Consider the following 25643-nt stretch of genomic DNA (forward strand, 5'->3'; position numbering starts at 1 on the left):
ATAAAAAAACGCTATCAGCGATTGTTATTTCATCGGACAGCCATAAAAGCCGTGAAGCATTCTTTTAAGGAGGCACTACCACTAAAATAGTTCTCGAATTATGGCAGGTTTAGTAATAGACTTCGCGCTATGACCTAGGTCACAGAAATAGGCTCAGGTCAGATTTTAAGCATCCATAAAAATATAAAAGCGCTGCCATAGCCCCCTAAGGAAACAGCAACATGGCCTTGAAAGATGCAATGCCTTCAGTACTACTGGAAAATGTAGTCAACCTTATTCACTCTAAAGTACCCAATTCACAAGCAAAACAAGTAGAACAGTTCGCGACTTGCCTATACGCGCATATGTCGAAAGACGACCTCAATGCTCGTAATGACAGTGACCTCTATGGTGCTGTCTTGAGTCAGTGGAACGCCCTAAATAGAACATCCGTTGGGGAAGGACACATTCGCGTGTTTAACCCAAGCCAGTCGAAACATGGTTGGGAATCAACTCATTCGATCATTGAGATCATTCAACCCGATATGCCCTTCTTAGTCGATTCTGTCGGTATGGCAATTAATCGACTGGGTATTACGGCACACATGATGCTCCATACTCCCATGGCGATTGAGCGTAAAGATGGCTCAGTAATTCAAGTTAGTTATAGCGCCGATGAAAAAGCTGATGTTGATAAAGTTGCTGTCTTTTTGATTGAAATCGATAGACAAAGTAGCGAAGCGGACATAAAAGCGTTAACCAAAGAGATTGAGTCTATTATTGCCGACGTCGCAGCATCTGTCCAAGATTGGGACCTTATGTCGGCCAAGTTAGGTGAGACGATTAATGAACTGGTGATTCGACCCTACCCAGGTACTAAAGAAGAGTTAAGTGAAGCGACCCAATTTCTTGAGTACCTCAATAACCACCACTTTACCTTATTAGGTTACAGACGTTACGATTTACGTAAAGTGGAAGGTGATTTAGAACTCGTTGCTGACAAGAGTACAAGTTTAGGCTTAATGACAAAGTCCGCAAAAACCAATACCGAAACTGGCTTATTACTGTCTAACTTCTCAGAAAGTGCCCGCAAAGAAGCGCTTGATAGCAGTTTGTTGGTATTGACTAAGAGTAGCGAAAAGAGCCGTGTTCATCGTCCAGCCTATGTTGATTATATTGGTGTTAAGCGTTTTGACGAAGACGGCAATGTCGTTGGTGAAGATCGCTTCATCGGGTTGTACGCGTCTAACTTATATAACCGCAGTCCTCGTGAAATTCCACTGCTTGCTGAAAAAGTGCAGCGCGTGCTTGATCGTTCAGGCCTAACGCCTCGTTCTCACGATTATAAAGCATTAATGCATATTCTTGAGACGTTACCACGCGATGAATTAATCCAAGCAAATGTTAAAGAGCTGGCTCGCATTGCACATGGCGTGCTTGAGATGCAAGATCGAGACAAACTAAAACTGTTTGTCAGAAAAGATGGCTTTGGTCGGTTCCTCTCTTGCTTAGTATATGTGTCTAAAGACCGTTACAACACTAAGCTACGTGAAGATACCCAGCGGATTTTAGCTCAACATTTTAATAGTAGTGAAGATGTTGAGTTTACAACATATTTTTCAGAGTCAACCTTGGCTCGTACTCATTACATTATCAAAGTTGATAACAATAATATGGATGTCGATGTGGCAGCGATAGAAAATAATTTGACTGAAGCAGCTCGTTCTTGGGAAGACAAACTGGGTAGTGCTTTAATTAGTGCTCAAGGTGAAGAAATTGGAACAAGCCTGGTTAAGCGTTACGTAGATGCGTTTCCTCGTAGCTATAAAGAAGATGTATTGCCAAGTTCTTCTGTCGTTGATATTCAACATCTTGAAGCGTTAGATGATGATCATAAGCTAGGCATGTTGTTTTATCAGCCGCAGGAAACAGCGCTTAAAAATAGCAAAGTGCGTTTGAAGCTATTCCATAAAGATGAGCCTATTCATCTTTCTGACGTGTTACCTATGTTGGAAAACTTTGGCTTACGCGTCATTAACGAGCGTCCATATGAAGTGATTACCGCCGACGGTGATATTTATTGGATCCTAGACTTCTTAATGACAACTCAAGCTGTTGCCAGCGACAATTTGGCCGATAGCCAAGAGCGATTTCAAACAGCATTGTCGCAAGTTTGGAGAAAAGAGCTTGAAGATGATGGCTTTAACCGCTTGGTATTATCAACCGGTTTGACTGGGCGAGAAGTCTCCGTACTGCGAGCCTACGCTAAATATATGCGTCAAATTGACTCTACTTTTAGCCAAGCTTACATCGAAGAAACTTTTTCTAGCTACCCTCAAATAGCTGATTTACTGGTTAAAATGTACATTCGTAAATTCAACCCAAAGTTGAAAACACGTACATTAACCAAGTTTATTGAGCAGATTGATCTTCGCCTCGATGACGTTTCGAGCTTAGATGATGACAGAATTATTCGCCGTTACCTTGATTTAATCAATGCGACTAATCGTACTAACTTCTATCAAGTTGCAGCTTCTGGTAAGGCTAAATCATATATCTCTTTCAAGTTCGAACCAGCACTTATCCCTGAGATGCCAAAACCACTGCCTAAGTATGAAATATTCGTTTATTCACCTCGTGTTGAAGGCGTACATCTACGTGGCGGTAAAGTGGCCCGTGGTGGACTGCGTTGGTCTGACAGACGAGAAGATTTCCGCACCGAAGTGCTTGGTCTTGTCAAAGCGCAGCAAGTTAAAAATACGGTCATTGTTCCCGTTGGTGCTAAAGGTGGTTTTGTTTGTAAACAACTGCCGACAGACGGTGGGCGTGAAGCCTTTTTTGCCGAAGGACAAGAGTGCTATCGCTTATTCATTCGTGGCTTGCTCGACATTAGCGATAACATTATTGATGGCGAAGTCGTTGCTCCTGATAATGTCGTTAGACATGACGAAGATGACCCATATTTAGTGGTTGCAGCCGATAAAGGTACCGCTACGTTCTCTGATATCGCTAACGAAATAGCAGAAGAATACAATTTCTGGCTTGGTGATGCATTCGCTTCTGGTGGTAGTAACGGTTATGACCATAAGAAGATGGGGATTACCGCTCGAGGTGCTTGGGAATCGGTTAAACGTCACTTCCGTGAAATGGGCGTTAATTGCCAAACGACAGACTTTAGCTGTGTTGCTGTTGGTGACATGGCGGGTGATGTATTTGGTAATGGTATGTTGTTGTCTAAGCACACACGCTTAGTCGCAGCATTTAACCATATGCATATCTTTATTGACCCAAATCCAGATGCTGCTACTAGCCATGTTGAACGTGAGCGACTATTTGTTTTGCCTCGTTCAAGCTGGGAAGATTACAACGCTGAGTTGATCTCAAAAGGCGGCGGTATATTCCTGCGTTCTGCTAAGTCGATTCCATTATCTGCAGAAATGAAGAAGATGTTAGGCACGCAAAAGGCCTCTATGCCCCCCCTAGAGTTACTCAAAGAACTGCTTAAAATGCAGGTTGATTTGATCTGGAATGGTGGCATTGGAACTTACGTTAAGGCAACAAAAGAAACCCATGCAGAAGTGGGTGACCGCGCTAACGATGCTATCCGGGTAAACGGCAACGAAGTTAGAGCCAAAATTATTGGTGAAGGTGGCAACTTAGGTTGTACTCAATTGGGTCGTATTGAATACTGCGCTAATGGTGGCCGTATGAATACCGATTTTGTTGATAATGTTGGTGGTGTTGATTGTTCTGATAACGAAGTCAATATCAAGATTTTGCTCAATGCGTTAGTCGCTGATGGCGAAATGACCATTAAGCAACGTAACCGTTTGCTGGTTGAGATGACCGACGAAGTCAGTCGTATCGTGCTGCAAGACTGTAAAGATCAGACCCGTACTATCTCAGTGACTCAAGTGCGAGGGGCTGAGCAGTTAAAAGAGCAGATCCGTTTTATCCATTATCTTGAAAAAGCGGGTAAGTTAGACAGAGCACTTGAGTTCTTACCTAATGAAGATGAGCTTGCAGAACGCTTAGTGAATGGTAAGTCGTTGACCCGTCCTGAGCTCTCTGTACTTGTTGCTTACGCTAAAATGGTACTTAAAGAGCAGTTATTGACGACTGAAATTACTGAAGACAGTTTCTTAAGTCAGTTACTGGTTGCCTATTTCCCTAAGCAACTTCAAGAAAAGTACACCGTCAATATGGCTGCACATCCACTGCGCGGCGAAATTATTGCTACTTCGTTAGCCAATGAACTCGTTAATGATATGGGGCTTAATTTTGTACAACGTATGCAAGATGAGACAGGTGCCTCAGTAGCAGAAGCCGCTATTTGCTACACTATGGCTCGCGAAGTGTTTGGTTTAGCAGATTTAACTCGATCTATTACTGATCTAAATGGCATTATTCCAGCAGTTGTACAGTGCGAAATGCTGCATCAGTTACGACGTAATATTCGTCGTGCTAGCCGTTGGTTCTTGCGTCATCGTAACCGCAATTTAAATATTGAACAGACAATTGAGTTCTTTAGACCTGTTTTTGATGAACTTAAAGCGAATGTTCATCAATATATGGTTAACGATGAAGTTGCAGGCATACGCGCAGAGTCTGATGCACTGATTAAAGAGGGTGTACCAGAAGATGTGGCAATGGTGGTCGCTAACGTAAGTACGCTATTCTCTGCGTTAGATATTGCACAAATTTGTGATCTTGAAGCCAAATCAGTTCCGTTGGTTGCTGAAACTTACTTTAAGTTAGGCGCGAGCGTTGATCTGCATTGGTTCCTTGAGCAAATTAGTGCGCAACCAGTATCGAATCACTGGCAAGCACTGGCAAGAGCAGCATTTAGAGAAGAGCTTGATTGGCAGCAGCGTTCACTAAGTTCAGTGGTACTTCGAACTTGTACTGAAAGCTGTGATGCTAGCAAGATCATTTCAGAGTGGATTGAATTGAATCAAGGCTTGTTGGAACGATGGTTCCATATGCTGGCTGATTTCAAGACTTCGCAAAGCCATGAGTTTGCAAAGTTCTCTGTAGCCCTACGTGAACTTAATCTTTTGATCCTTCATTGTGAAGGTCAAAAGTAATCTGATATGAATCGGAGGCCCTGGCAAATGCCGGGGCTTTTTTCGGTCTAGGAGAAAGCATGTTTTATAAAATTGCACAAAAGTTCATGTTTCAGATGGATCCAGAAGTCGCCCATAATTTAGCGATTGGCAGTTTAAAAGCTACGGGTCACTCGCCGCTAAACTGTTTCTACGCCCAAAAGATTAAACCAGCCCCAGTGACTATGATGGGACTGACGTTCCCAAATCCAGTCGGATTAGCTGCGGGAATGGATAAAGATGGCGAATGTATTGATGCTTTTTATGCGATGGGATTTGGTCACATTGAAGTTGGTACGGTGACGCCACGCCCTCAATCTGGTAATGAGCAACCAAGATTGTTTAGAATTAAACCTGCTAAAGCAATTATCAATCGTATGGGCTTTAACAATAAAGGTGTCGATAGTTTAGTCGAGAATCTGAAAACGGTAAAATCAGCTGCGATGGTTGGTGTCAATATAGGCAAGAATAAAGACACACCCGTTGAGCTTGGAAAAGATGATTATCTAATCTGTATGGATAAAGTTTATCCCTATGCAGCCTATATCGCGATAAATATTTCTTCACCAAATACACCCGGTTTACGATCGCTACAATATGGTGATCTGCTAGATGATCTTTTAGGATCACTGAAGCAAAAGCAAAAAGATCTTGCCGAAAAACACGGGAAATATGTACCGATAGCATTAAAAATCGCACCAGATCTTTCAAGGGAAGAGATTGAAAAGATTGCAGATTCACTTATCCGTAATGAATTTGATGCAGCAATTGCAACCAACACCACCTTAACTCGTGATGGTGTCAGTGGATTGCTCAACGCCAATGAAACAGGTGGCTTGAGTGGTAAGCCATTGAATTCATTGTCTACTAAGGTTATAAAGCAGCTTGCAGATAGCCTCAAAGGTCAAATTCCTATTATTGGGGTTGGTGGCATTAACTGTGCTGAGGATGCTTTAGATAAATTGGATGCTGGCGCTCAAATGGTACAAATTTATTCTGGTTTTATTTATCAAGGCCCAGAGTTAATAAAAGATATAGTGGAAGCGTATCGTATAAAATAGCAGCGTTGCGGTCGTAAGTTAATATATCACTCATGAAAACGATCATTTAGATCTGCTGATAGATCTGAATGATCGTTTTTTTGTTTTATATGATCGTAAATTTCGTTTTAAATTTATTTTGATATTGATGAAATTATCATCTATTATCCACTTGTATCTAAATAAAGGTAAACGTTATGTTATTAATGCCAACAAGGGAATGGCAATGGGGATATAATGAAACATACGGTGTATTAACTGTTTCGTTAGGCAGTGATATGGAATTTCTATCACCATATAAGTTAAAATCCCTAATACCTGATGCCAAAATTAAAACTGAGTTTAGCGTTGAACACGCTAAATTCTATATTGCTTTGGTTGATCGTTTATCAAAAACACTCTCACTCAACGATGCACTTATTGTCCAAATAGCATTAAATGCTACCGCTGGACATTTTTTATTAAAACCCCAAATGCCTAAGTCTTGGTTTTTCGAAGTGTCACACGAATGTGTGTATAGCGATATCGGCAAGATTTTCCAGTTGAGAACCTGTGAGCATACTGTACCGGCAATGGTTATTGAATCCGGATTACAAGCATCATTGGTGATGATCTTGTCTCAAGAGTGTCGTTTAACAGATTCCAAAACGTTAACTCAATTTGAAACAATTAAAGTCATGCATAATCGTTTGGCGCCTTTGGCAGTTGAGAGACAAATAAACGTGGCTTAATCAGCATTGAGTTATTTGCGACAACAACCATTCTTCTTTGATATCGAATCAATAAAAAAACCGGGAGCTGATATTAGTCAACTCTCGGTTTTATTATTGTTAAAGCTAAGCAACTTTAAATCGGTTATTCACCTATTAACTTGTCGTGCAGCTAACTTCGGCAACAGTATCAATAGTAATTTCGTCGACCGGAACATCATTTACAAGAGTAGGTACAATACTGATTTGATCCGCGATATCCATACCACTAATGACTTTACCAAATACCGCATAACCTGCAGTTGAATCCGACGCATCTAGGTGTGGGTTATCTAATACATTGATAAAAAATTGCGCTGTGGCTGAGTCAGGGTTATCAGTACGCGCCATTGCAATGGTGCCGCGCTTATTACTGATCCCGACACTCGCTTCGTTAATGATGGGGTCATTGGTCGGTTTAAAAACAAGCCCGGTGGTGAAGCCGCCACCTTGGATCATGAAGTTGTTGATGGTTCGATGGAAAAGAGTGGCATCGTAAAACCCTGAGTCAACATAGTCCTTAAAATTGAGTCCCGTAGCCGGCGTATTGGTTAGATCAATGGCGAGCGTCATATCGCCTTTATTTGTCGACATCAAATAACACACATCAGCTTTTAAGGCGGGTACGACCTTAGGAGGCTCTGGTGTATCTGAACTATCTGAGCCACAAGCGGTAATAGTGAGACAGGCTAATAGTGGGAGCATCTTGTTCATATTTGGACCTTATTATAATGTTGGTAATTCAGATCAACGTTGAGAATTAATTTTGCTGAAATTTTGTAGCGACATTGTAGCGTTAATGTATTTTTAGTGCAGTGTACATGCTGAAAGATTGTGATCAAGAGAGGAGAGGGTAAAGTTACAAAATGTCGCATTTTTAATAACTTAAACTGTGTGATTAACCAGCGTAAACAGGCAGTAGTGCAAACAAATTGAGTACTGACTGATGTTTAGCTAACGTCTTGTCACAAGCAAAATAAACCACTGAGTTGCCGTTAGCCCTAACAAAGTGGATACACAAATTAGATAAAACATCGTACTTTTATTATACCATTTAGAATATATCGACTTTAAGCTAAGATCTTTTTATCATTTAGTGGCGCTTACGGGTATAATCACTAACTAATTTTTATTCAGTGTCTATCTATCGATGTTAAATTTTTTTGCTGCTGCTCCTCGGGGCTACGAATACGCGTTATCGCTTGAATTAGCGGAGCTTGGCGCTTCAGATATCAAAGAAAGTGTTGCGGGGGTTTATTTTACTGCTTCGCTAGAACTTGGTTATCGGATCACCTTGTGGTCGAGACTAGCCAGCAGAATCATTTTAGTGATCTATAAAGGTCCCTGTGAGTCGCCTGAGCAATTATATAATGCTGCTTATGGTATTGATTGGCAGATGCAGTTCTCTAATCGCAGTACTTTCAGTGTTGATTTTCATGGCATGGGTGGTTTTATTAATAACACCCAATTTGGTGCTTTGAAGATTAAAGATGCGATTGTTGACCGCTTTCGAGATGATGACTTTTCTCGGCCGAATGTTGAAAAAATTGATGCAGACTACAAAATTGATGCACATTACCGCCGTGGTGAAATTACCTTAGGGATCAATTTTTCTGGTCCTGCATTGCACAAACGTGGTTACCGTTCAACAACGGGTGAAGCACCGCTGAAAGAGAACTTAGCCGCGAATATGCTGGTTCGTAGTGGCTGGAAAAAGTCACCCGTGACCATTCTTGACCCTTTCTGTGGTAGTGGAACCATACTGATTGAAGCAGCTATGTTAGCTTGTGATATTGCCCCAGGCATACACAGAGAGCGCTTTGGTTTTGAAAAGTGGTTACCCCACAACGACAAAGTATGGCAAGAGCTGTTAGATGAAGCCCATGCTAGAGCATCTCTTGGTAAATCACGCTGTAAAGTTAAGTTTTATGGTTCTGATATTGATTCGAGAATTGTAGCTCTCGCTAAGCGCAACGCCGAAAATGCTGGAGTATTAGAGTTTATTGATTTTAGTGTGGGTGATGCGCTTAATATTACAGTGCCAGCATCGAGCGGTTATCTAATATCTAACCCTCCTTACGGGGAAAGACTCGGTAATGTGACCTCTCTATTGCAGCTGTATTACCAACTCGGTGATAAATTTAAAGCTGAATTTGGCGGTTGGAACTTAGCCATTCTTAATAGTGATGTTGAACTGCTATCTGCATTAAAGCTTAAAGCTGATAAACAGATGAAGATGAATAACGGCGCATTAGAGTGTGCTTTCAATCTTTATACTGTCCACGCAGAGAACACTCGTAGAGTCGATCCTGCCACGATTAAACGCGATGGTGATGTTAGTGACATTGCGGTGCCTTTTGCTAATCGTGTTAAAAAGAACTTCAAGCAGTTACAAAAGTGGGCCAAAAAAGAGGGTATTGATAGTTACCGTCTGTATGATGCCGACATACCTGAATACAATGTGGCTATTGATAAATACCTAGATTACGTAGTGATTTATGAGTACGCAGCGCCTTCTGAAATTCCAGAATCTGTTTCTAAGCGTCGTCTAACGGACGTGCTTATTGCTCTACCACATGCGATAGGTATCGATCCCAATAATATTGTGTTGAAAACCCGTGAGCGTAAAAAGGGCATTTCACAATACGAAAAGATGAACACGAATAAACTTGAGTTGATCACCACCGAGTATGGCGCCAAATTTAAGCTCAATCTGAAAGAGTATCTTGATACCGGCTTATTTTTAGACCACCGCTTAACGCGTAAGCTAGTGGGTGAAAAGTCTAAAGGCCGCAGTGTGTGTAATCTGTTTGCTTACACCGGAACCGCCTCGGTTCATGCCGCAATGGGCGGTGCAACGTCGGTAACCACTGTTGATATGTCAAATACTTATATTAACTGGGCGAAAGAGAACTTTGCGCTTAATGGCTTGAATGATGACAAGTATCAGTTTGTGCAAGCGAACTGTTTGCAGTGGATTAAGCGTACTCACGACCGATTCGACCTTATTTTTGTCGATCCACCTACCTTTTCAAACTCAAAGCGCATGGAAGACTCATTCGATGTGCTGCGTGATCACGTGCCATTATTAAGTAACCTAATTAAGATACTTAATCCTGGTGGGGAGATTGTTTTCTCGAACAATAAGCGCAAATTCAAGATGGAAATTGCGGATTTAGAAGCAGCTGGTATGGTTATTAAAAATATTGATAACCAGACGCTACCGCTTGATTTTAAACGTAATCCTCAAATCCATAATACCTGGCTTATTACGCATGCCGAGTAAGGCCAGTGCCATTATTTTATATCACACCGAGGCTTGCCATCTGTGTGAACTTGCAGCAGGGTTACTTCAACAAATACAAGTAACCTTTGTTGCCCAAGATATTTGCGATAACGAGCAATTAGCTGAAGATTACGGCACTCGCATTCCTGTTATTAAAAAGACAGCGTGCAATAGTGAACTAAGTTGGCCATTTGACCTCGAAGCATTAGAAGAATTTTTAGGAGCGTAAGTTGAGTTTAGTACGTATAAATAACGGCTCTTTAGCCTATGGTTATACCCCGTTATTGCAAAAAGCTGATTTCACGATTGAACCCGGTGAACGTGTTTGTATTGTAGGCCGAAATGGTACTGGTAAATCCAGTCTTATGAAGGTACTTAGTGGCGATGTACTGCTTGACGAAGGTGAATTTAATATTGCTACCGACGTCAAAGTCAGTCGCTTACAGCAAGATCCACCTAAAGCAGAGCAGGGAACTGTTTATGCTTATATAGCCGCAGGCTTGAAAGAGGTGGGTGAAAAACTGGAGCGTTACCACCAGTTATCTCATGATGTTGCTACGGCGTCGATGGATGATATGAACCGCATGCTGAAGCAGATGGAAAGGCTTCAAGGTGATATTGACCATTTAAACGGTTGGCAGTTAGACAGTCGTATTAACCAAAACTGCGAACTATTAGGCTTAGATCCTGATGCTGCATTGTCAGAATTATCCGGTGGTTGGCAACGTAAGGTCGCTTTAGCGCGCTCATTGGTGAGCGATCCGGATCTATTATTACTCGACGAACCCACTAACCATCTCGATATTGATACCATTGAATGGTTGGAGAAGTTTTTACTGAGCTACCGTGGCGCTATCGTTTTCATCAGTCACGATAGAGGCTTTATCGATAGAATGGCGACGCGTATCGTTGATCTTGACCGCGGTATCGCAACATCTTGGCCGGGGAGTTACCAAGCTTACCTAACGGGTAAAGCTGAATGGTTGCGGGTTGAGGCAGAGCAGAATGCGCTCTTTGATAAAAAGTTAGCAGAAGAAGAGGTGTGGATCCGCCAAGGGGTAAAAGCCCGTCGAACTCGAAATGAAGGACGCGTACGCGCACTTAAAGACCTTCGAGTTGAACGTATGGCACGGCTTAACCGCCAAGGTGGCGCAAAGATGGCCGTCGCGGATACCGACCGTTCTGGCAAACTGGTGTTTGACATTGAGAACCTAGAGTACAACCTTCCTGATAAAAATTTGGTTAAGAACTTTAATACCACCGTCATGCGCGGCGATAGAATTGCACTTATCGGTCCTAACGGTTGTGGTAAATCAACCTTAGTTAAACTGCTCATTGGCCAGTTAGAAGCGCAGTCAGGCACGGTGAAAGTGGGTACTAAGCTCGAAATCGCTTATTTTGACCAATATCGTGAAGCACTTGATCCAGAGAAAACAGTTGAAGAGAATGTCGGTGAGGGCAAGAAAACCGTCACTATCAATGGTCAAGACAGACATATTCTGAGCTACTTGCAGGATTTTCTATTTTCACCTATGCGAGCACGTACACCGGTTAAAGCCTTGTCTGGTGGTGAAAAAAATCGCCTATTACTTGCTCGCTTGTTGCTTCGCCCTGCAAATCTTATTATTCTCGATGAACCAACAAACGATCTCGATATCGAAACGTTAGAGTTGCTTGAATCTTTACTGGCTGACTATAAAGGGACCTTGCTACTGGTCAGCCACGATAGAGCATTTATAGATAACACGGTAACGAGCAGTTGGTGGTTTACGGGTAATGGCGGTTGGAGCGAATATGTTGGTGGTTACCAAGATGCCGTATCTCAGGGAGCTAAATTTTATTCTGAGGAACCTCAGGAGATAAAGAATGTCCAACCTGCAGTTGCTGAGAAAAAGCCAGTAGAAGTCGTGAAACCGGTAAAAAAATTATCGTTTAAATTACAACGAGAATTAGCGTCATTACCTGCAATGATGGAACAGTTAGAGCAGGAACTTGAGGCATTACAAAGTATCATTAGTGGCCCTGATTTTTATGCTCAGGAGCAAAAAACGGTAAATGAGAAGCTAAAGACTTTGTCCGATAAGGAAGGTCTACTAGAGAGTTACTTCGAGCGATGGGAAGAGCTCGAATCATTGAAGTAAGCTAAAAATAAAAAATGGGAAGTGAGTTCATGAAGTTTAAGTTGGAAAAAACCCTATCCTTAGTGGCTGTAGGCGTATTAAGCGTACTTCAAGGTGCACAAGCTGCATCCGTATATGAAATCAAAAATTTAGATGCGGATACGTTTAACCTTAATGGCACCATTGCTAATACCCGTAACGGCTATGGCATGTCGGTCAATAATAATGATGAAGCGGTTGGCGCAGCAAAAGGTAAAAAGAAACTCACAGTTGATGAAGACGATGATGGTGTTATCGATATCGAAGATGGTGTTTCCGATGCAGAAACCATAACCTACTCTGTTAATCTGCCAATTTTAGCCAATAACTTTACCTTTACCGCTATTGAGAATGATGCCACTACACCTTGGTTACCCACATTTGAAAGCGTAAATGGCACCACTGCACCGAACTTCGTTGATGAAGATACAGTCAACTCAGTGGATACTTTTTACTACGGTATTAACGATGCAAAGCTAAAAGTCGGCGCAATGACGGCCACTGAACAGCAACTTGCTTATTCCGGTTCAAGCACCACACAAGAATTTTGGTATTACCGTGAGTATGAACAGCGTGGTTTCGTCAAGGATGATAACAATACTGAAATAGCAATAATTCCGCCCTATTTCGAGTATGTATCAGAGCAGGACGATGGCGATGTTACTGTTAATGTTGGTGGCTTCTCTAGCGCAACAGCAGTCAATAGTGCCAATTTGATTACCGGCTATGCCAGTACTGATATTAGTTCAAGCAGTGCAAGTATCATCGATTCATGTGTCTCAAATGACAGTGAAACAGCACCAACCGATATCTGTGTTCAAAATAGGCAGTTCGTCAATACTTACGGTTATAGTGATATTCAATATCAAACACGTGGTTATGTATGGCGTTATGTGAACGGTGCAATTACAGAAGCAAAGATACTGCCCTTAGGGTTAGAGCCAACAAACGAGAGTGTTTATACCAGCCAAGGGTTAGGCATAAACGCTGATGGCGTAGTGGCTGGTCGTTCATATGTTTATCGTGATGGTAATAGCGATAGACTGTACTTTGACGCCGCTTATTGGACTGAAGCTAGTGACGGTTCTTATGATTATAACTGGGTAGATGTTGATACGGTTAAAGATGTACGTTCATCAATAGCCTATGACATCAATGATAACGGTATTTTGATTGGCAGTTATAATAAGTACATCGAAGGTTATACTCGCGATAAGTTTTTCTATATCGATACCAATGATGCAAATGCTGAAGTGGTTACCCCGAATGATTTATATAACTCATTATCGGATTTAAGTAGCCGTGGCCGCAGTATTAATAATAACGGTCAAGTGGTTGGTTATATTGAAACGACTCATGAAAAAGAGAAGCCGCGGCCAAAAGCGGGCTTTCTTTATGATATCGATAAAGAGGAGTTCAGTAACTTAAATGATCTACTGACCTGTAAGTCAAAAGGTTTTGAGAAAGACCCTGAAACAGATAAATGGGTTCGTCACGAAGTTGAAGTTGAAGATGGCTCTGGAAAGATGCTAACTTACAGCAGTGAAATCGTCATTGTTGAAGCCAATAGTATTAATGACAGTGGCACCATCGTCGGTACCGCGTTTATTCGTAAGCCCTCTTATGAATTTGATGCTGACGGTAATATCGTCATCGGTGAAAATGGACTGCCATTTTTCTTACTCGATGGCTATGGCAACCCATTTACTGCCTTTTTACCTCGCATGATGGTTATCCAGACCGATGGCACTGAAGTGACTGACGAATGGAAAGCGGCTAACAACTGTATTGATGAAAGTGGTGAGAGTGAAGACTACGTAAGACAAGGTGCGGCAAGCCTTGGTTGGTTGTTAATGCTACCACTGGTGTGGTTGAGACGTAGACGGAAATAGATGAGTAGACTAAATCGAGGCAATTAGCCTCGATTTTTTTTATATTTATTTTTACCACATAACTCAACAGCTTAATATTTAGGCGCTAATGAGTGAGTTATTTTTGATTGATCTCTGCTGCAAATAGTTTTATTCATAGTACTGAAGCATTAGCTTCTATCATTATGGAAGAGAGGACGCTTGCATGAAGAGACAAAAACGAGATCGATTAGACAGAGCTTTTTCGAAAGGGTTTCAGGCTGGGGTTGGGGGCCGTTCTAAAGAGATTTGTCCATATTCGACACTCGATTCAAAATCGCAATGGCTTGGTGGTTGGCGAGAAGGTATTGATGGTAGGTTAACTGGATTGTTTAACAAGTAACGCTTAAGTAGGTATTACAGAAACGCCCTCTAATTTGAGGGCGTTTTCGATCTCGGCGACTAAAATTAAAAATTTAGAAGCTTGAAGTATCTTTGAAAATACCCACTTTTAAATCCTTTGCGCTGTATATTTCACGGCCATCGACTTCCATAGTGGCGTCTGCAATGCCCATGACCAATTTACGATACACCTTACGCTTAATCGTTAGCTTATAGGTTACTTTTTTAGCTTCTGGCAGCACTTGACCGGTAAACTTAACTTCGCCTACACCCAATGCTCGTCCTTTACCTTCAGCGCCTTCCCAACCCAGGAAGAAACCCACTAGTTGCCACATAGCATCTAAACCTAGACAGCCTGGCATCACTGGATCTGACGCAAAATGGCAGTCGAAAAACCAAAGGTCAGGATTGATATCTAGCTCAGCTACAATTTCACCTTTACCGAACTCACCGCCATCTGCATTAATTTTAAGTACGCGGTCCATCATTAACATATTGTCTTTCGGTAATCTCGGAGAGTTAGGTCCGAAAAGTTTACCTAGTCCACAGGCGACAAGGTCTTCTTTGGTAAAACTGTTTGCGTTACTCATTATTTTTCATTCTCCAGCAATTTGAGAGCCAAGATTAGCGAACACGTGTACGCTAAACAACTCCGATCAGCTAGAAAATGACAATTTTTCGCGCAGTTTCACAAAAAAAGACTTTTCTTCATCTTGATAACCGGCTAAAGCCTCTAATCTTGTCTGTACTAAGCCATAAAGTGAATCATCAGGAAACTGGTTGTCTTGATCTGCATTGCCTGCTGGGGTTTGCATTAATATCTCAGCCGCTTCATCGATGTGTTTAACTTGGTATAAAGTGAATAGTCCTTTTTCTACCGCATCGATAACGGAACGGTGTAAGTTCAGCTGCTGCATATTAGAGCAAGGAATAATGACACCTTGGTGACCCGTTAAACCACGTCGTTGACACAGTTTAAAGAAGCCCTCAATTTTTTCGTTAACACCACCAATAGCCTGTACATTGCCGAATTGATCGATTGCTCCTGTTGCAGCAATACTTTGTTTTATTGGTTTTTCTGAAATAGCGGAGATCAAACTGCAATATTCTGCAAGCGAGGCACTGTCGCCATCGATCTCTTGATAAGACTGTTCGAACACTATATTTGCATTGAGATGTAAAGGCGCATCTTTACCAAAAATACGATACAAACAGGAGGATAAGATCATCATTCCTTTGGCATGAATGTTACCGCCTAGTTCAGATTTTCGCTCAATGTCGGCAACTTCACCATCACCGTAATGTACCGATGCGGTAATTCTTGCGGGTTCCCCATAACTGTATTCGGCATTTTCAATGACGGTTAAGCCATTTATTTGGCCAATCATCTCATCTTGCGTAGGGAGGCTGATAAATAGATCATCAAAATTCTGCTCTGAAAGCTTTTCAGAGGCGTTGTGGCGTTGGTTAAACATGTCAATACTATGTTGGAATGCCTTGACGTCGATATGTGGCTGATGCGCGTATGCGCTAGCTTGAACTAACAGCTGCTGGATGTTAATTGACAGCAAACTTAATCGCTGTTGATGATCTGCTAATCTGGCACTGTATTGAAGCAATGCCAGTCTAACTTCTCTATCCAACGTTAGATTAAGATCATTTAAAATACAGTTTAACCACTGGTTATACTCATCTAGGCTGACTTCATTTCGGTCTATTTCGTTGATGAGTTCCCCTAAAAGAGGGAAATGATTTGAAAAACTAGCTTCACCTAACCAGCACTGCCCGTACTGGTTAATGGAGCCGATGAGTATTACTTTACAGCCAAGCGCAAAAGGCGGAAGGCTAGAGTGGACTTGATACTCTTTTTTATCGAGTACTTCCAGTAGTAGATCCCAAAGCGCATCACGTTTCCAAATTGAATCCGCACAGATAAATAGGTAATAGCAGTTAGCAAAGGCTCCCGCTTTATATTGTTTGGTTTTTTCATCGTAGCGACCAATAAGGTCATGCTTTTTGATGGTGCCGGAAAGGTATTGATATTGAGTCTGTTTACTCGCTAATACGGCGGCTTCACTATCCACTTCAGTTTCATGCCAAGCGGTCGTGTTGTCTTGTAATATAAGGCTTTTACTAGGGAATACGCCTTCTGTATGAACAAGTGCTTTGATGATGTGCTTGCGATCACAGCCTGAGAAGTCGGCTAAGTACATATGTTGGTTGTGAGTGTGCCCTAAAAGTTTGAATGCATCACGAACACGCGACTGACCAATGAGTCGCATCTCAGGTGAACTTTCAGTAACTATATCCGCTGGTAATGTAAATTGCGGTTTAAGTGCGGCAGTGGGAATAATGTTTGAGTTCATATATATCATGTAAGTTTTTCTATTAAGCCGATATTACCATAGTATTGCTGCTAGCCATCAATATGTCAGTGTTAGCTGTTTGCGTAATCATATTCTGAGCATGGGGAGGCATAGAGCATAAAGAAACGTCAATTTGTTGCTAAGATAGCCAGTTGTGCAGTTGGCGGCAAATTTTCAAGCATTTGGTATTTACAATGATAGCTTAAACGCCTAATATCTACGGCGTTCGGAGAGATGGCAGAGTGGTCGAATGCACCGGTCTTGAAAACCGGCATGGGTTTATAGCCCATCTAGGGTTCAAATCCCTATCTCTCCGCCACATTAAAGAAGGCAGCCTAATAGGCTGCCTTTTTGCTTTCTATCTAACTCGTTGTTATAAAGAGTAATATACTATATTGTCTGCTTGGCACTTATATAAATTTATCTTTCTAATTTGAAGTTTATGGGCTAAATTAGACTGAGTAAGATAGCTCGGATCTCGTTTGATTCAAGCCAGATTAATTTAAGGTAGGGCAGCTTTGATATCAGTATATTTGGTCGATGACCATGAGCTTGTACGCACCGGTATTCGACGGATTTTGGAAGACGAACGCGGAATTAAGGTCGTAGGTGAAGCGGGTGATGGAGAGACCGCTGTACAGTGGTGTCGTAAAAACGAAGCTGATGTCATTTTAATGGACATGAATATGCCGGGTATTGGAGGCTTAGAAGCCACACGTAAAATACTCAGGTTTCAAGCGCATGCTAAAATTATCGTACTAACGATACACACTGAAGATCCTTTTCCCACCAAAGTGATGCAAGCAGGTGCTTCTGGTTATTTAACCAAGGGGGCGACCTCTCCAGAGGTGCTGCAGGCTATTAGACAAGTCGCACATGGACAGCGTTACTTATCACCTGAAATCGCGCAGCAAATGGCGCTAAGTCAATTTAATCAATCTGAAGACAACCCATTTAAAACACTTTCTGAAAGAGAGCTGCAGATCATGTTAATGATCACCAATGGTGAAAAGGTCAGCGATATTTCTGAACAGCTTAACTTGAGCCCTAAAACGGTTAACAGCTATCGCTATCGTTTGTTTGCAAAGTTAGGTATTGGTGGAGATGTTGAACTCACTCGATTAGCGATACGCTATAAGATGCTCGATACAGGCCAGTTTTAATTGAGTTAATTGATAGATAAAGAGCGTATGACAGAAGCGTTTAATTCCAATGAGTTTTTGAACACTGTGACCTCATCACCCGGTGTTTACCGAATGTATGATGTTGCAGATATCGTTATCTATGTTGGTAAAGCAAAAGACCTCAAAAAACGGTTATCTTCCTACTTTCGTAAAAACCTAGGCAATGTAAAAACCCAAGCATTGGTATCAAGAATTGCCAATATCGATGTCACTGTAACCCATAGTGAAACCGATGCTCTGATCCTAGAAAATGATTACATTAAGCAGTACATGCCTAAATACAATGTCCTGCTTAGAGATGACAAGTCCTATCCATATATCCTGTTAAGTAACCACAAGCATCCGAGACTCTCATATCATAGAGGTCCCAAGAGAGATAAAGGCCAATATTTTGGACCTTATCCCAATGGAGGCGCTGTCCGTGAGAGCTTACATCTACTGCAAAAAATATTTCCCATTCGTCAATGTGATGACTTGTATTACAAAGCAAGGTCTCGTCCCTGCTTACAGTATCAAATTGGTCGTTGCAGTGCGCCCTGTGTAGACTACGTATCGCTTACAGACTATCAAGAACAAGTGACACTAGCAGCCCTATTTTTAAAGGGCAAAGATCAGCAGGTCACCAAGGCACTTGTTGGCAAGATGGAGCAAGCTGTTGCTGAGCTCCATTATGAGGACGCCGCTCGTTACCGAGATCAGATCACCGCGCTAAGGCGAGTCGCAGAGCAGCAAGAAGTGTCTCATTCTTCAGGTGATATGGATGTAATAGGCGTGCACTTTGCATCAGGAGTCGCTTGTTTTCATCTGTTGTTTATTCGAGAAGGTAAGATCTTCGGTAGCCGCAGTTACTACCCCAAAGTGCCTATTAATACAGAGTTGTCTGAAGTACTGCGCGCCTTCATGTTTCAATTTTATCTGAATTCGGACAGCCAACGAATAACGCCTAAAGAGATCCTGGTCAGTGACGCTTTTGACGAGCAAGAACAGCTTGCTAGTGCCATCAAAGCAGCTCAGGAAAGAAAAGTAGAAATAAAATCCCAAGTTCGTGGGGAGAGAGCACGTTTTTTACGTTTAGCGATAACGAATGCGACGAATGCGGTCAATACCAGGCTTTCTCATAAGAATACTGTTGAACAAAGGTTCTTGTTACTAGAAGAGGCTATTGAAGTCAGTCATAAAATACAACGAATGGAATGTTTTGATATCAGCCATACCATGGGTGAAAGTACGGTAGCTTCATGCGTCGTGTTTAATAGAGAAGGTCCCCATAAAGCCGATTATCGTCGTTATAATATTAATGGTATTACCCCCGGCGATGACTATGCTGCAATGAAGCAAGCCATTAGTCGCCGTTTCGATAAGGTGGTCGCCGGTGCCAAGGTACCCGATATATTGTTTATTGATGGTGGGTTAGGGCAGTTACGCATTGCCCAAAAAATAGTTGATGAGAAATTTGTTTCATTAGATCACGCGCCGACATTGATAGGCATTGCCAAAGGCGAAGGTCGCAAGCCGGGTCTGGAAACATTGATTTATGGCGAAAATGAAGTGTCTTTTTCTTTGCCAGCAGATTCAGGTGCTTTGCATTTGATCCAGCATATACGAGACGAATCCCACCGTTTTGCCATAACAGGACACCGTAATAAGCGTCAGAAAACCCGCAACACCTCTTCACTCGAATCTATTGAAGGAGTCGGACCTAAAAGGCGTAAGGCACTATTGCAACATTTAGGTGGATTACAGGAAGTTAAGGGAGCGAGTGTAGCAGAATTGGCAAAAGTACCCGGTATCAGCTTAGAAATGGCACAAACAATACATGATGCATTGCGAGGGTAGTAAAATTAAGGCAAGATTGGCGCTGCTTTTGAATTTTAGGTTTTATGATGCCATTTAACATCCCTATTGCGTTAACACTGTTCAGACTATTACTGTTACCCGTGTTTGTTGTTCTTTTTTACATGCCTGACAGTTGGGCCCTTTTTGCCGCGGCTTTTGTTTTCTGGTTAGCTGCAGTGACTGATGCGCTCGACGGGTACGCCGCTCGAAAATTAAAACAATCAACTCGATTTGGTGCTTTCCTTGACCCCGTAGCGGACAAAATCATGGTGACTACAGCGTTGGTGTTGCTTGTGGCTCAATATGATAGTGTTTGGTTGACCTTACCGGCATTGTTTATGATTGGTCGGGAGATCGTTATTTCCGCTTTAAGAGAGTGGATGGCTGAAATCGGTAAACGAGGCGCGGTCGCTGTCTCTTGGATAGGTAAATATAAAACAGCTGCACAGATGACTGCTATCACAGGATTAATTTGGCAGCCAAATGATTTTATTATCTATAGTGCATTTGGTTTGTTTTATGTTGCAACAGTTCTGACTTTTTGGTCGATGATGAGCTATATAATGGCCGCTTGGGGTGATTTAACGGCCGAGTAGCTCGTTAAAAAAACAATAAGATTAATTAGTGCGCAAGCAGTTATTTATCTATAAATATAGCGTTGACTCTCAGACACAAATCGGTAGAATGCCATTCCGTAGTCAAGGGGAAGCGAACTAAGCAAGAACTTGATTACAGATTAAATTGAAATGCGACATTAGCTCAGTTGGTAGAGCGATACCTTGCCAAGGTATAGGTCATCGGTTCGAACCCGATATGTCGCTCCAATTTAATAGTGGCGCGATGGCAGAATGGCTATGCTGCGGATTGCAAATCCGCCGATCTCGGTTCGACTCCGGGTCGCGCCTCCACAAATTAAGAGTTTGATGAGTTGTTAAGCAATTAACGGCAGTGTTTCTACCGATAACACGTATCATCAAAACTGACGAGTTTGCCCGAGTGGTGGAATCGGTAGACACAAGGGATTTAAAATCCCTCGCTTAATAGGCGTGCCGGTTCAAGTCCGGCCTCGGGTACCATCATTCAAGCCTCGACACTAGTCGGGGCTTTTTTGTAGCCAGTATTTATTGAACTCAGTTAAGTCCCTGCCAATGGGATTTAAAATCCCTCGCTACTCTTAACAGGGCACGTGCCGGTTCAAGTCCGGCCTCGGGTACCATCATTCAAGCCTCGACACTAGTCGGGGCTTTTTTGTATCCAGTATTTATTGAACTCAGTTAAGTCCCTGCCAATGGAATTTAAAATCCCTCGCTACTCTTAACAGGGCTCGTGCCGGTTCAAGTCCGGCCTCGGTACCATATAATTCTCTTCGGAGAGTTGCAAAAAGGCCTCAACGAAAGTTGGGGCTTTTTTGTTCCCGAAAATTGTTCATCACTCCATTTATTTTTGCTCTTTTATATCCTTCTTGCCTGTAGCATCAACTTAAGTCTGGCGTAAAAGTAAAGTAACAAGTTGGTTATGTTTTGATTTTTAACAACCTCGTTTTTATTCTGAACACTGTCATATGCAAAACATGATTGTTTGCCATACTTAGTTTGTTGTGGCGGGTAAGGTGTGCATATGCGGTTTACTAGTGTTTTATGCTGTTTTATTTTTGTTGTTAGCTTCTTTGCGGAAGGGAATGAGCGAGATAGTAGTGCTCAACGTATGCTATCTCAGCAATTGGCGCTAATGTTCGTTGTGGAGCCTGAGCCTAGGTATGAGCTTGCTAAGCAACGCTTATCTCAGTTAGTTGCTTCTAGAGATGACATTGCCAATATAGAACATGAGATTGTTGAGTTTTGGACTCGTAGGCACATACCTATCCGCAACCCTGCCTACAAGTCAGTTAAAGACTCTTATGTAAGAGCTATGGCGATAGAGCCAAGCTTACCAAGTTACCTACAATTACAGAATCGTTTACGACACCTACAATGGCTATCAATGACAGTGGCATGGACTCCTATTGAGATTGAAGGCCTTCTAAGGCCTAATAAGAATCATTCGGCCACAGCTGAGATAGCTAAGCGTTTATGGTTACTCGGAGATGCTGCGCCTCCGCTGGCGATGCCAAAAACGCCAAATAACTATAATGATGCGCTGGTGAAGTCCATAAAAAGCTTCCAGAGGAGACATGGTCTAAATCCTGATGGGATCATTGGGCCAGAAACATTGAAATGGTTAAACATACTGCCCAGTGAGAGAGTTTCAATACTGGCCAATAACTTTATGTTAAGAGCCGAGTTTATGGCACAGCAATCGCAAAGCTTTCTTGTGGTTAATATTCCCGCTTTTGAATTGGAGTTATTTAATAATGGCCGAGTTGAGTTAGCGTCAAGAGTGATAGTCGGCAAGCCTTACCGTCAAACCCCATTACTCAGTAGCTCAATCTCAAACGTAGTGATTAATCCTAGCTGGAGAGTGCCAAAAACGATTTTATACAATGATCTCTTACCACTAGTGAGGAAAGACGGTAACTATATTGAAAAGCGAGCGTTTGATGTTTTTGATCGCAATGGAAATCAAGTTGTTAAGTCGGCAGAGCAGTGGCGTGATTTAGCGATGGGTCCATTCCCATTCCGGTTCGTTCAACGTCCTGGAGTCAATAATACCTTAGGTCGGTATAAATTCTACTTCCCAAATGACCATAGTATCTATTTACACGATACTGCAGATCAAAAATTATTTCAGCGTAGCAATAGAGCACTTTCATCGGGTTGCATACGGGTAGAAAATGTTGAAGGATTGGCTAACTGGATCGCTGCAAACTTAGTTAAAGATAAGCAGACATGGGTTGACAGGCATGTTGATACGCAAAAAACCCAGTGGTTTGCACTTAATGCGACACTCGATGTACATCTAGTGTATTGGACTGCTTGGATAGACAAAAACAACCTCGCTCAATTTAGAAACGATATCTACCAGAAACAGCTGATGACGGCGGTTTCTGGTTCTACAAAAGAACAAATCAACGACTTATAGAACACATAGCGATATTTTATACTGATTATTTGCATTCCCAAAATAAACAGGTTAATTTGCCTGCCAGTTGTAGGAAAAGTAGTCAGTGGTGAAAGTGTGACCGTAGTATGTTCTGCTCGTAGACAGTTATTATTGGGCCTTGGTGGAGTTGCAATGTTTTCAATGCTTCCAACAAAGGCACAGGCAAGTCGTTCAACCAAAGGGGTTCGCAGTTTAGGTTTTTATAACCGCCATACAGGTGAGCGAGAGCAGGGAAGCTATTGGATTGATGGTGATTATCAGACTGATATTTTAACAGATTTTAGTCAAGTTTTAAGAGATCATCGTCAAAATGAAGCTGCCCCTATGGATAAACGATTATTTGACTTTGCATATCAATTGAAAAAATCACTGAGTTTTGATGATGATTTTCATATTATATCGGGCTACCGTTCGCCAAAAACCAACGAAATGTTAGCTAAAAGAAGTAATGGTGTCGCAAAGAAAAGCTATCATATGAAGGGAATGGCATTAGATATCGCAATCCTTGGTGTGGACCTCGCCGAGGTAAGAAGTGCTGCTATTGCACTTAACTTAGGTGGTGTTGGCTACTACCCAAATTCCGGATTCGTGCATATCGATACCGGGCCTATAAGAAGCTGGTAACAGTGGTCGTCATTATCAATAAGTGAACTCGAACATTTTTTTGTTTAGTTTACGATTGTATGTTAATATCCGCCCGCTTTTAGCCAGTGATGGTTGGTCGAAAATCGTCACTGTAATTTTTATATCTTATTTCTATTAAGTGAGTTTTATTATGTCTTACACTATTGCTGCACAAATCCGCACTGAAATCGGGAAAGGTTCGAGCCGCCGCCTACGTCATGCTAACAAAGTTCCTGCTGTTATCTATGGTCCAGGTAAAGAAGCTATCTCTATCGTTTTTGATCATAAAGATATCATCAACATCCAAGGCAACGACGATTTCTACAATACTGACCTAACTATCGCTTTAGATGGTAAAGATGTATTAGTACGTGTTCAAGACATGCAACGTCATGCGTACAAGACTTTAGTTGAACATATTGACTTCAAATTTGCTTAAGTTTTAAGTGAATTGAAAAAGCGCCTAATTTGGCGCTTTTTTTTGTGATGGCAAAACGTGATTTAAATGTTGTCTAACTGCGTTCAGGGCAGGCGGCTATCACCTTATTCTCTCCATTTTCACCTTGTTCAATCCTTACATCAAACCCCCATAAACGATGGATATGTTTGACGACTTCATGCCGGGTGTCAGCTAACGGGATCCTCGCATTTGGAACATAACGTAATGTTAAAGACCTATCACCTGATACTTCCACATTGTGGACTTGTATATTTGGCTCTAGGTTAGACAAGTTATATTGCTGCGATAGCTTTTCTCTTATCTCTTTGTACCCCTGCTCGTCATGAATAGCTGAAACCTCTAGGTGATTTTTATTGTCATCATCTAGGATTGAAAAAAGCCTAAACTGACGAATGATGCTGGGTGAAAGGTATTGGCTAATAAAACTTTCATCTTTGAAGTTTTCCATCGCAAAGTGCACCGTTGTTAGCCAATCACTCCCTGCAATATCAGGAAACCATTCTTTATCTTCTTCGGTAGGTTTCTCACATATGCGACGAATATCAATAAACATATTGAAGCCAAGGGCGTATGGGTTTATGCCACTATAGTGTGGGCTATTGTAGCTAGGTTGGATGACAACATTGGTATGGTTTTGTAAAAATTCTAGCATAAACCTATCTGTCACCAGCCCTTCATCATATAGATGGTTAAGAATGGTGTAATGCCAAAATGTAGCCCAGCCTTCGTTCATCACTTGAGTTTGTTTTTGTGGGTAGAAGTATTGGCCCATTTTCCTCACTATTCGAACAATTTCCCTTTGCCAAGGCTCTAAAAGTGGGGCATTTTTCTCAATGAAGTACAATATATTTTCTTGCGGCTCTGATGGGAAATGCTGTTTTTTAGCCATTGACTCCTCTTGTGGTGTTTCTGGCACCGTGCGCCAGAGATCGTTAACTTGGCTTTGTAGATAGGCTTCTCTATCTTTTTGACGCATTTGCTCCTCTTTAAAGGAGATCTCACTTGGACGTTTATATCGGTCTACACCAAAACTCATTAGTGCATGGCATGAGTCAATGATACTTTCAACTCTTTCAATACCATGCAACTCTTCACACTCACTGATGTAATTACGGGCAAACACTAAGTAATCTATTATGGAACTTGCATCGGTCCATGTTTTAAATAGATAGTTGCCCTTAAAAAAGCTATTGTGGCCGAAACTGGCATGGGCCATCACTAAGGCTTGCATGGTGATAGTATTTTCTTCCATAAGATAGGCGATGCAGGGATCTGAATTAATGACAATTTCATAAGCTAACCCCATTTGTCCGCGCTTATAACCCTGCTCTGTCTCGATAAAGCGTTTACCGAAGGACCAATGAGTATAGCCAATAGGCATCCCTATTCCAGCGTAGGCATCCATCATCTGTTCTGCAGTAATTACTTCTACTTGATTAGGGTATGAATCTAACCGGTAGTGGTTAGCGACGCGCTCTATTTCGGTCAAATAGCTTTGTAGCAGATCAAAATTCCAATCGGGTCCATCATCTAACGGTTTTCTTTTTTCTGTTTTGTCCATAAT

The 25643-nt window shown here is 41.8% G+C and carries 18 protein-coding genes and 4 tRNA genes; 18 read left to right on the top strand and 4 right to left on the bottom strand.

The window, feature by feature from the left end:
• The first annotated feature begins 221 nt into the window (after positions 1–221).
• The 3 genes from L2755_RS00405 (at position 222) to L2755_RS00415 (ending at position 6855) form a co-directional block, all read left to right on the top strand.
• Positions 222–5066, top strand: coding sequence for an NAD-glutamate dehydrogenase (locus L2755_RS00405; RefSeq protein WP_248978771.1), 4845 nt, complete (start codon positions 222–224; stop codon positions 5064–5066).
• A 59-nt stretch (positions 5067–5125) separates the two neighbouring features.
• Positions 5126–6145, top strand: a complete 1020-nt coding sequence (pyrD, locus tag L2755_RS00410) for a quinone-dependent dihydroorotate dehydrogenase (RefSeq protein WP_248978772.1) — start codon at positions 5126–5128, stop codon at positions 6143–6145.
• A gap of 176 nt (positions 6146–6321) precedes the next feature.
• Positions 6322–6855, top strand: coding sequence for a cell division protein ZapC (locus L2755_RS00415; RefSeq protein ID WP_248978773.1), 534 nt, complete (start codon positions 6322–6324; stop codon positions 6853–6855).
• A 135-nt stretch (positions 6856–6990) separates the two neighbouring features.
• Here the strand turns inward: L2755_RS00415 and L2755_RS00420 are convergent, their stop codons facing one another.
• Complete coding sequence (locus tag L2755_RS00420; protein WP_248978774.1) at positions 6991–7587, bottom strand: peptidylprolyl isomerase; 597 nt, start codon at positions 7585–7587, stop codon at positions 6991–6993.
• Positions 7588–8023: 436 nt separating this feature from the next.
• Here L2755_RS00420 and rlmKL point away from each other — a divergent pair, with 436 nt between their 5' ends.
• From rlmKL to rmf, 5 genes are all read left to right on the top strand, one after another.
• The gene (gene rlmKL / locus L2755_RS00425) at positions 8024–10159 is read left to right on the top strand and encodes a bifunctional 23S rRNA (guanine(2069)-N(7))-methyltransferase RlmK/23S rRNA (guanine(2445)-N(2))-methyltransferase RlmL (RefSeq protein WP_248978775.1); all 2136 of its coding nucleotides are present in this window, start codon (positions 8024–8026) and stop codon (positions 10157–10159) included.
• Positions 10149–10388, top strand: coding sequence for a glutaredoxin family protein (locus L2755_RS00430; protein ID WP_248978776.1), 240 nt, complete (start codon positions 10149–10151; stop codon positions 10386–10388). The genes rlmKL and L2755_RS00430 overlap by 11 nt, the downstream gene beginning before the upstream one ends.
• 1 nt (position 10389) lies before the next feature.
• A complete protein-coding gene (locus tag L2755_RS00435; protein WP_248978777.1) occupies positions 10390–12300 on the top strand; it encodes an ABC transporter ATP-binding protein in 1911 nt (636 codons plus the stop codon).
• A gap of 29 nt (positions 12301–12329) precedes the next feature.
• Positions 12330–14210, top strand: a complete 1881-nt coding sequence (locus L2755_RS00440) for a DUF3466 family protein (RefSeq protein ID WP_248978778.1) — start codon at positions 12330–12332, stop codon at positions 14208–14210.
• A 184-nt stretch (positions 14211–14394) separates the two neighbouring features.
• On the top strand, positions 14395–14571 hold the full coding sequence (gene rmf, locus L2755_RS00445) for a ribosome modulation factor (protein WP_248978779.1): 177 nt from the start codon (positions 14395–14397) through the stop codon (positions 14569–14571).
• Between the two features lie 73 nt (positions 14572–14644).
• Here rmf and fabA read toward each other — a convergent pair whose 3' ends face one another.
• Entirely contained in the window at positions 14645–15160 is a 516-nt protein-coding gene (fabA, locus tag L2755_RS00450) for a bifunctional 3-hydroxydecanoyl-ACP dehydratase/trans-2-decenoyl-ACP isomerase (protein ID WP_202289407.1), read from the bottom strand.
• Between the two features lie 66 nt (positions 15161–15226).
• The gene (locus tag L2755_RS00455) at positions 15227–16936 is read right to left on the bottom strand and encodes a S16 family serine protease (RefSeq protein ID WP_248978976.1); all 1710 of its coding nucleotides are present in this window, start codon (positions 16934–16936) and stop codon (positions 15227–15229) included.
• 228 nt (positions 16937–17164) lie between these two features.
• Here L2755_RS00455 and L2755_RS00460 point away from each other — a divergent pair.
• The 10 genes from L2755_RS00460 to rplY all read left to right on the top strand — a co-directional run bounded on the left by L2755_RS00460 (position 17165) and on the right by rplY (position 24058).
• A tRNA-Ser gene (locus L2755_RS00460) sits at positions 17165–17255 on the top strand.
• 199 nt (positions 17256–17454) lie between these two features.
• Positions 17455–18099, top strand: coding sequence for a UvrY/SirA/GacA family response regulator transcription factor (gene uvrY, locus L2755_RS00465; RefSeq protein WP_202289408.1), 645 nt, complete (start codon positions 17455–17457; stop codon positions 18097–18099).
• Positions 18100–18126: 27 nt separating this feature from the next.
• Positions 18127–19956, top strand: a complete 1830-nt coding sequence (gene uvrC, locus L2755_RS00470; RefSeq protein WP_248978977.1) for an excinuclease ABC subunit UvrC — start codon at positions 18127–18129, stop codon at positions 19954–19956.
• Between the two features lie 47 nt (positions 19957–20003).
• Complete coding sequence (gene pgsA, locus L2755_RS00475; RefSeq protein WP_248978780.1) at positions 20004–20552, top strand: CDP-diacylglycerol--glycerol-3-phosphate 3-phosphatidyltransferase; 549 nt, start codon at positions 20004–20006, stop codon at positions 20550–20552.
• A 152-nt stretch (positions 20553–20704) separates the two neighbouring features.
• Positions 20705–20780 (top strand) — tRNA-Gly (locus L2755_RS00480).
• A gap of 10 nt (positions 20781–20790) precedes the next feature.
• Positions 20791–20864, top strand: a tRNA-Cys gene (locus L2755_RS00485).
• An 82-nt stretch (positions 20865–20946) separates the two neighbouring features.
• Positions 20947–21032 (top strand) — tRNA-Leu (locus L2755_RS00490).
• A gap of 541 nt (positions 21033–21573) precedes the next feature.
• Positions 21574–22974: a L,D-transpeptidase family protein gene (locus L2755_RS00495; RefSeq protein WP_248978781.1), complete on the top strand. Its 1401-nt coding sequence runs from the start codon at positions 21574–21576 to the stop codon at positions 22972–22974.
• Positions 22975–23070: 96 nt separating this feature from the next.
• On the top strand, positions 23071–23619 hold the full coding sequence (gene mepK, locus L2755_RS00500) for a peptidoglycan L,D-endopeptidase MepK (protein WP_248978782.1): 549 nt from the start codon (positions 23071–23073) through the stop codon (positions 23617–23619).
• Positions 23620–23770: 151 nt separating this feature from the next.
• On the top strand, positions 23771–24058 hold the full coding sequence (rplY, locus tag L2755_RS00505; RefSeq protein ID WP_248978783.1) for a 50S ribosomal protein L25: 288 nt from the start codon (positions 23771–23773) through the stop codon (positions 24056–24058).
• 73 nt (positions 24059–24131) lie between these two features.
• Here rplY and L2755_RS00510 read toward each other — a convergent pair whose 3' ends face one another.
• On the bottom strand, positions 24132–25640 hold the full coding sequence (locus L2755_RS00510; RefSeq protein ID WP_248978784.1) for a SpoVR family protein: 1509 nt from the start codon (positions 25638–25640) through the stop codon (positions 24132–24134).
• Between the last annotated feature and the right edge of the window lie 3 nt (positions 25641–25643).

This window comes from Shewanella abyssi (assembly GCF_023284025.1).
Classification (GTDB): domain Bacteria; phylum Pseudomonadota; class Gammaproteobacteria; order Enterobacterales; family Shewanellaceae; genus Shewanella; species Shewanella abyssi.

Excerpts from the sequence above, each read along its gene's own strand:
- L2755_RS00415 (WP_248978773.1), top strand. The coding sequence starts at position 6,322 with ATGTTATTAATGCCAACAAGGGAATGGCAATGGGGATATAATGAAACA.
- rplY (WP_248978783.1), top strand. The coding sequence starts at position 23,771 with ATGTCTTACACTATTGCTGCACAAATCCGCACTGAAATCGGGAAAGGT.
- pyrD (WP_248978772.1), top strand. The coding sequence starts at position 5,126 with ATGTTTTATAAAATTGCACAAAAGTTCATGTTTCAGATGGATCCAGAA.
- fabA (WP_202289407.1), bottom strand. The coding sequence starts at position 15,160 with ATGAGTAACGCAAACAGTTTTACCAAAGAAGACCTTGTCGCCTGTGGA.
- uvrC (WP_248978977.1), top strand. The coding sequence starts at position 18,127 with ATGACAGAAGCGTTTAATTCCAATGAGTTTTTGAACACTGTGACCTCA.
- L2755_RS00455 (WP_248978976.1), bottom strand. The coding sequence starts at position 16,936 with ATGAACTCAAACATTATTCCCACTGCCGCACTTAAACCGCAATTTACA.
- L2755_RS00495 (WP_248978781.1), top strand. The coding sequence starts at position 21,574 with ATGCGGTTTACTAGTGTTTTATGCTGTTTTATTTTTGTTGTTAGCTTC.
- L2755_RS00420 (WP_248978774.1), bottom strand. The coding sequence starts at position 7,587 with ATGAACAAGATGCTCCCACTATTAGCCTGTCTCACTATTACCGCTTGT.
- L2755_RS00430 (WP_248978776.1), top strand. The coding sequence starts at position 10,149 with ATGCCGAGTAAGGCCAGTGCCATTATTTTATATCACACCGAGGCTTGC.
- L2755_RS00405 (WP_248978771.1), top strand. The coding sequence starts at position 222 with ATGGCCTTGAAAGATGCAATGCCTTCAGTACTACTGGAAAATGTAGTC.
- pgsA (WP_248978780.1), top strand. The coding sequence starts at position 20,004 with ATGCCATTTAACATCCCTATTGCGTTAACACTGTTCAGACTATTACTG.
- L2755_RS00510 (WP_248978784.1), bottom strand. The coding sequence starts at position 25,640 with ATGGACAAAACAGAAAAAAGAAAACCGTTAGATGATGGACCCGATTGG.
- rlmKL (WP_248978775.1), top strand. The coding sequence starts at position 8,024 with ATGTTAAATTTTTTTGCTGCTGCTCCTCGGGGCTACGAATACGCGTTA.
- L2755_RS00440 (WP_248978778.1), top strand. The coding sequence starts at position 12,330 with ATGAAGTTTAAGTTGGAAAAAACCCTATCCTTAGTGGCTGTAGGCGTA.
- rmf (WP_248978779.1), top strand. The coding sequence starts at position 14,395 with ATGAAGAGACAAAAACGAGATCGATTAGACAGAGCTTTTTCGAAAGGG.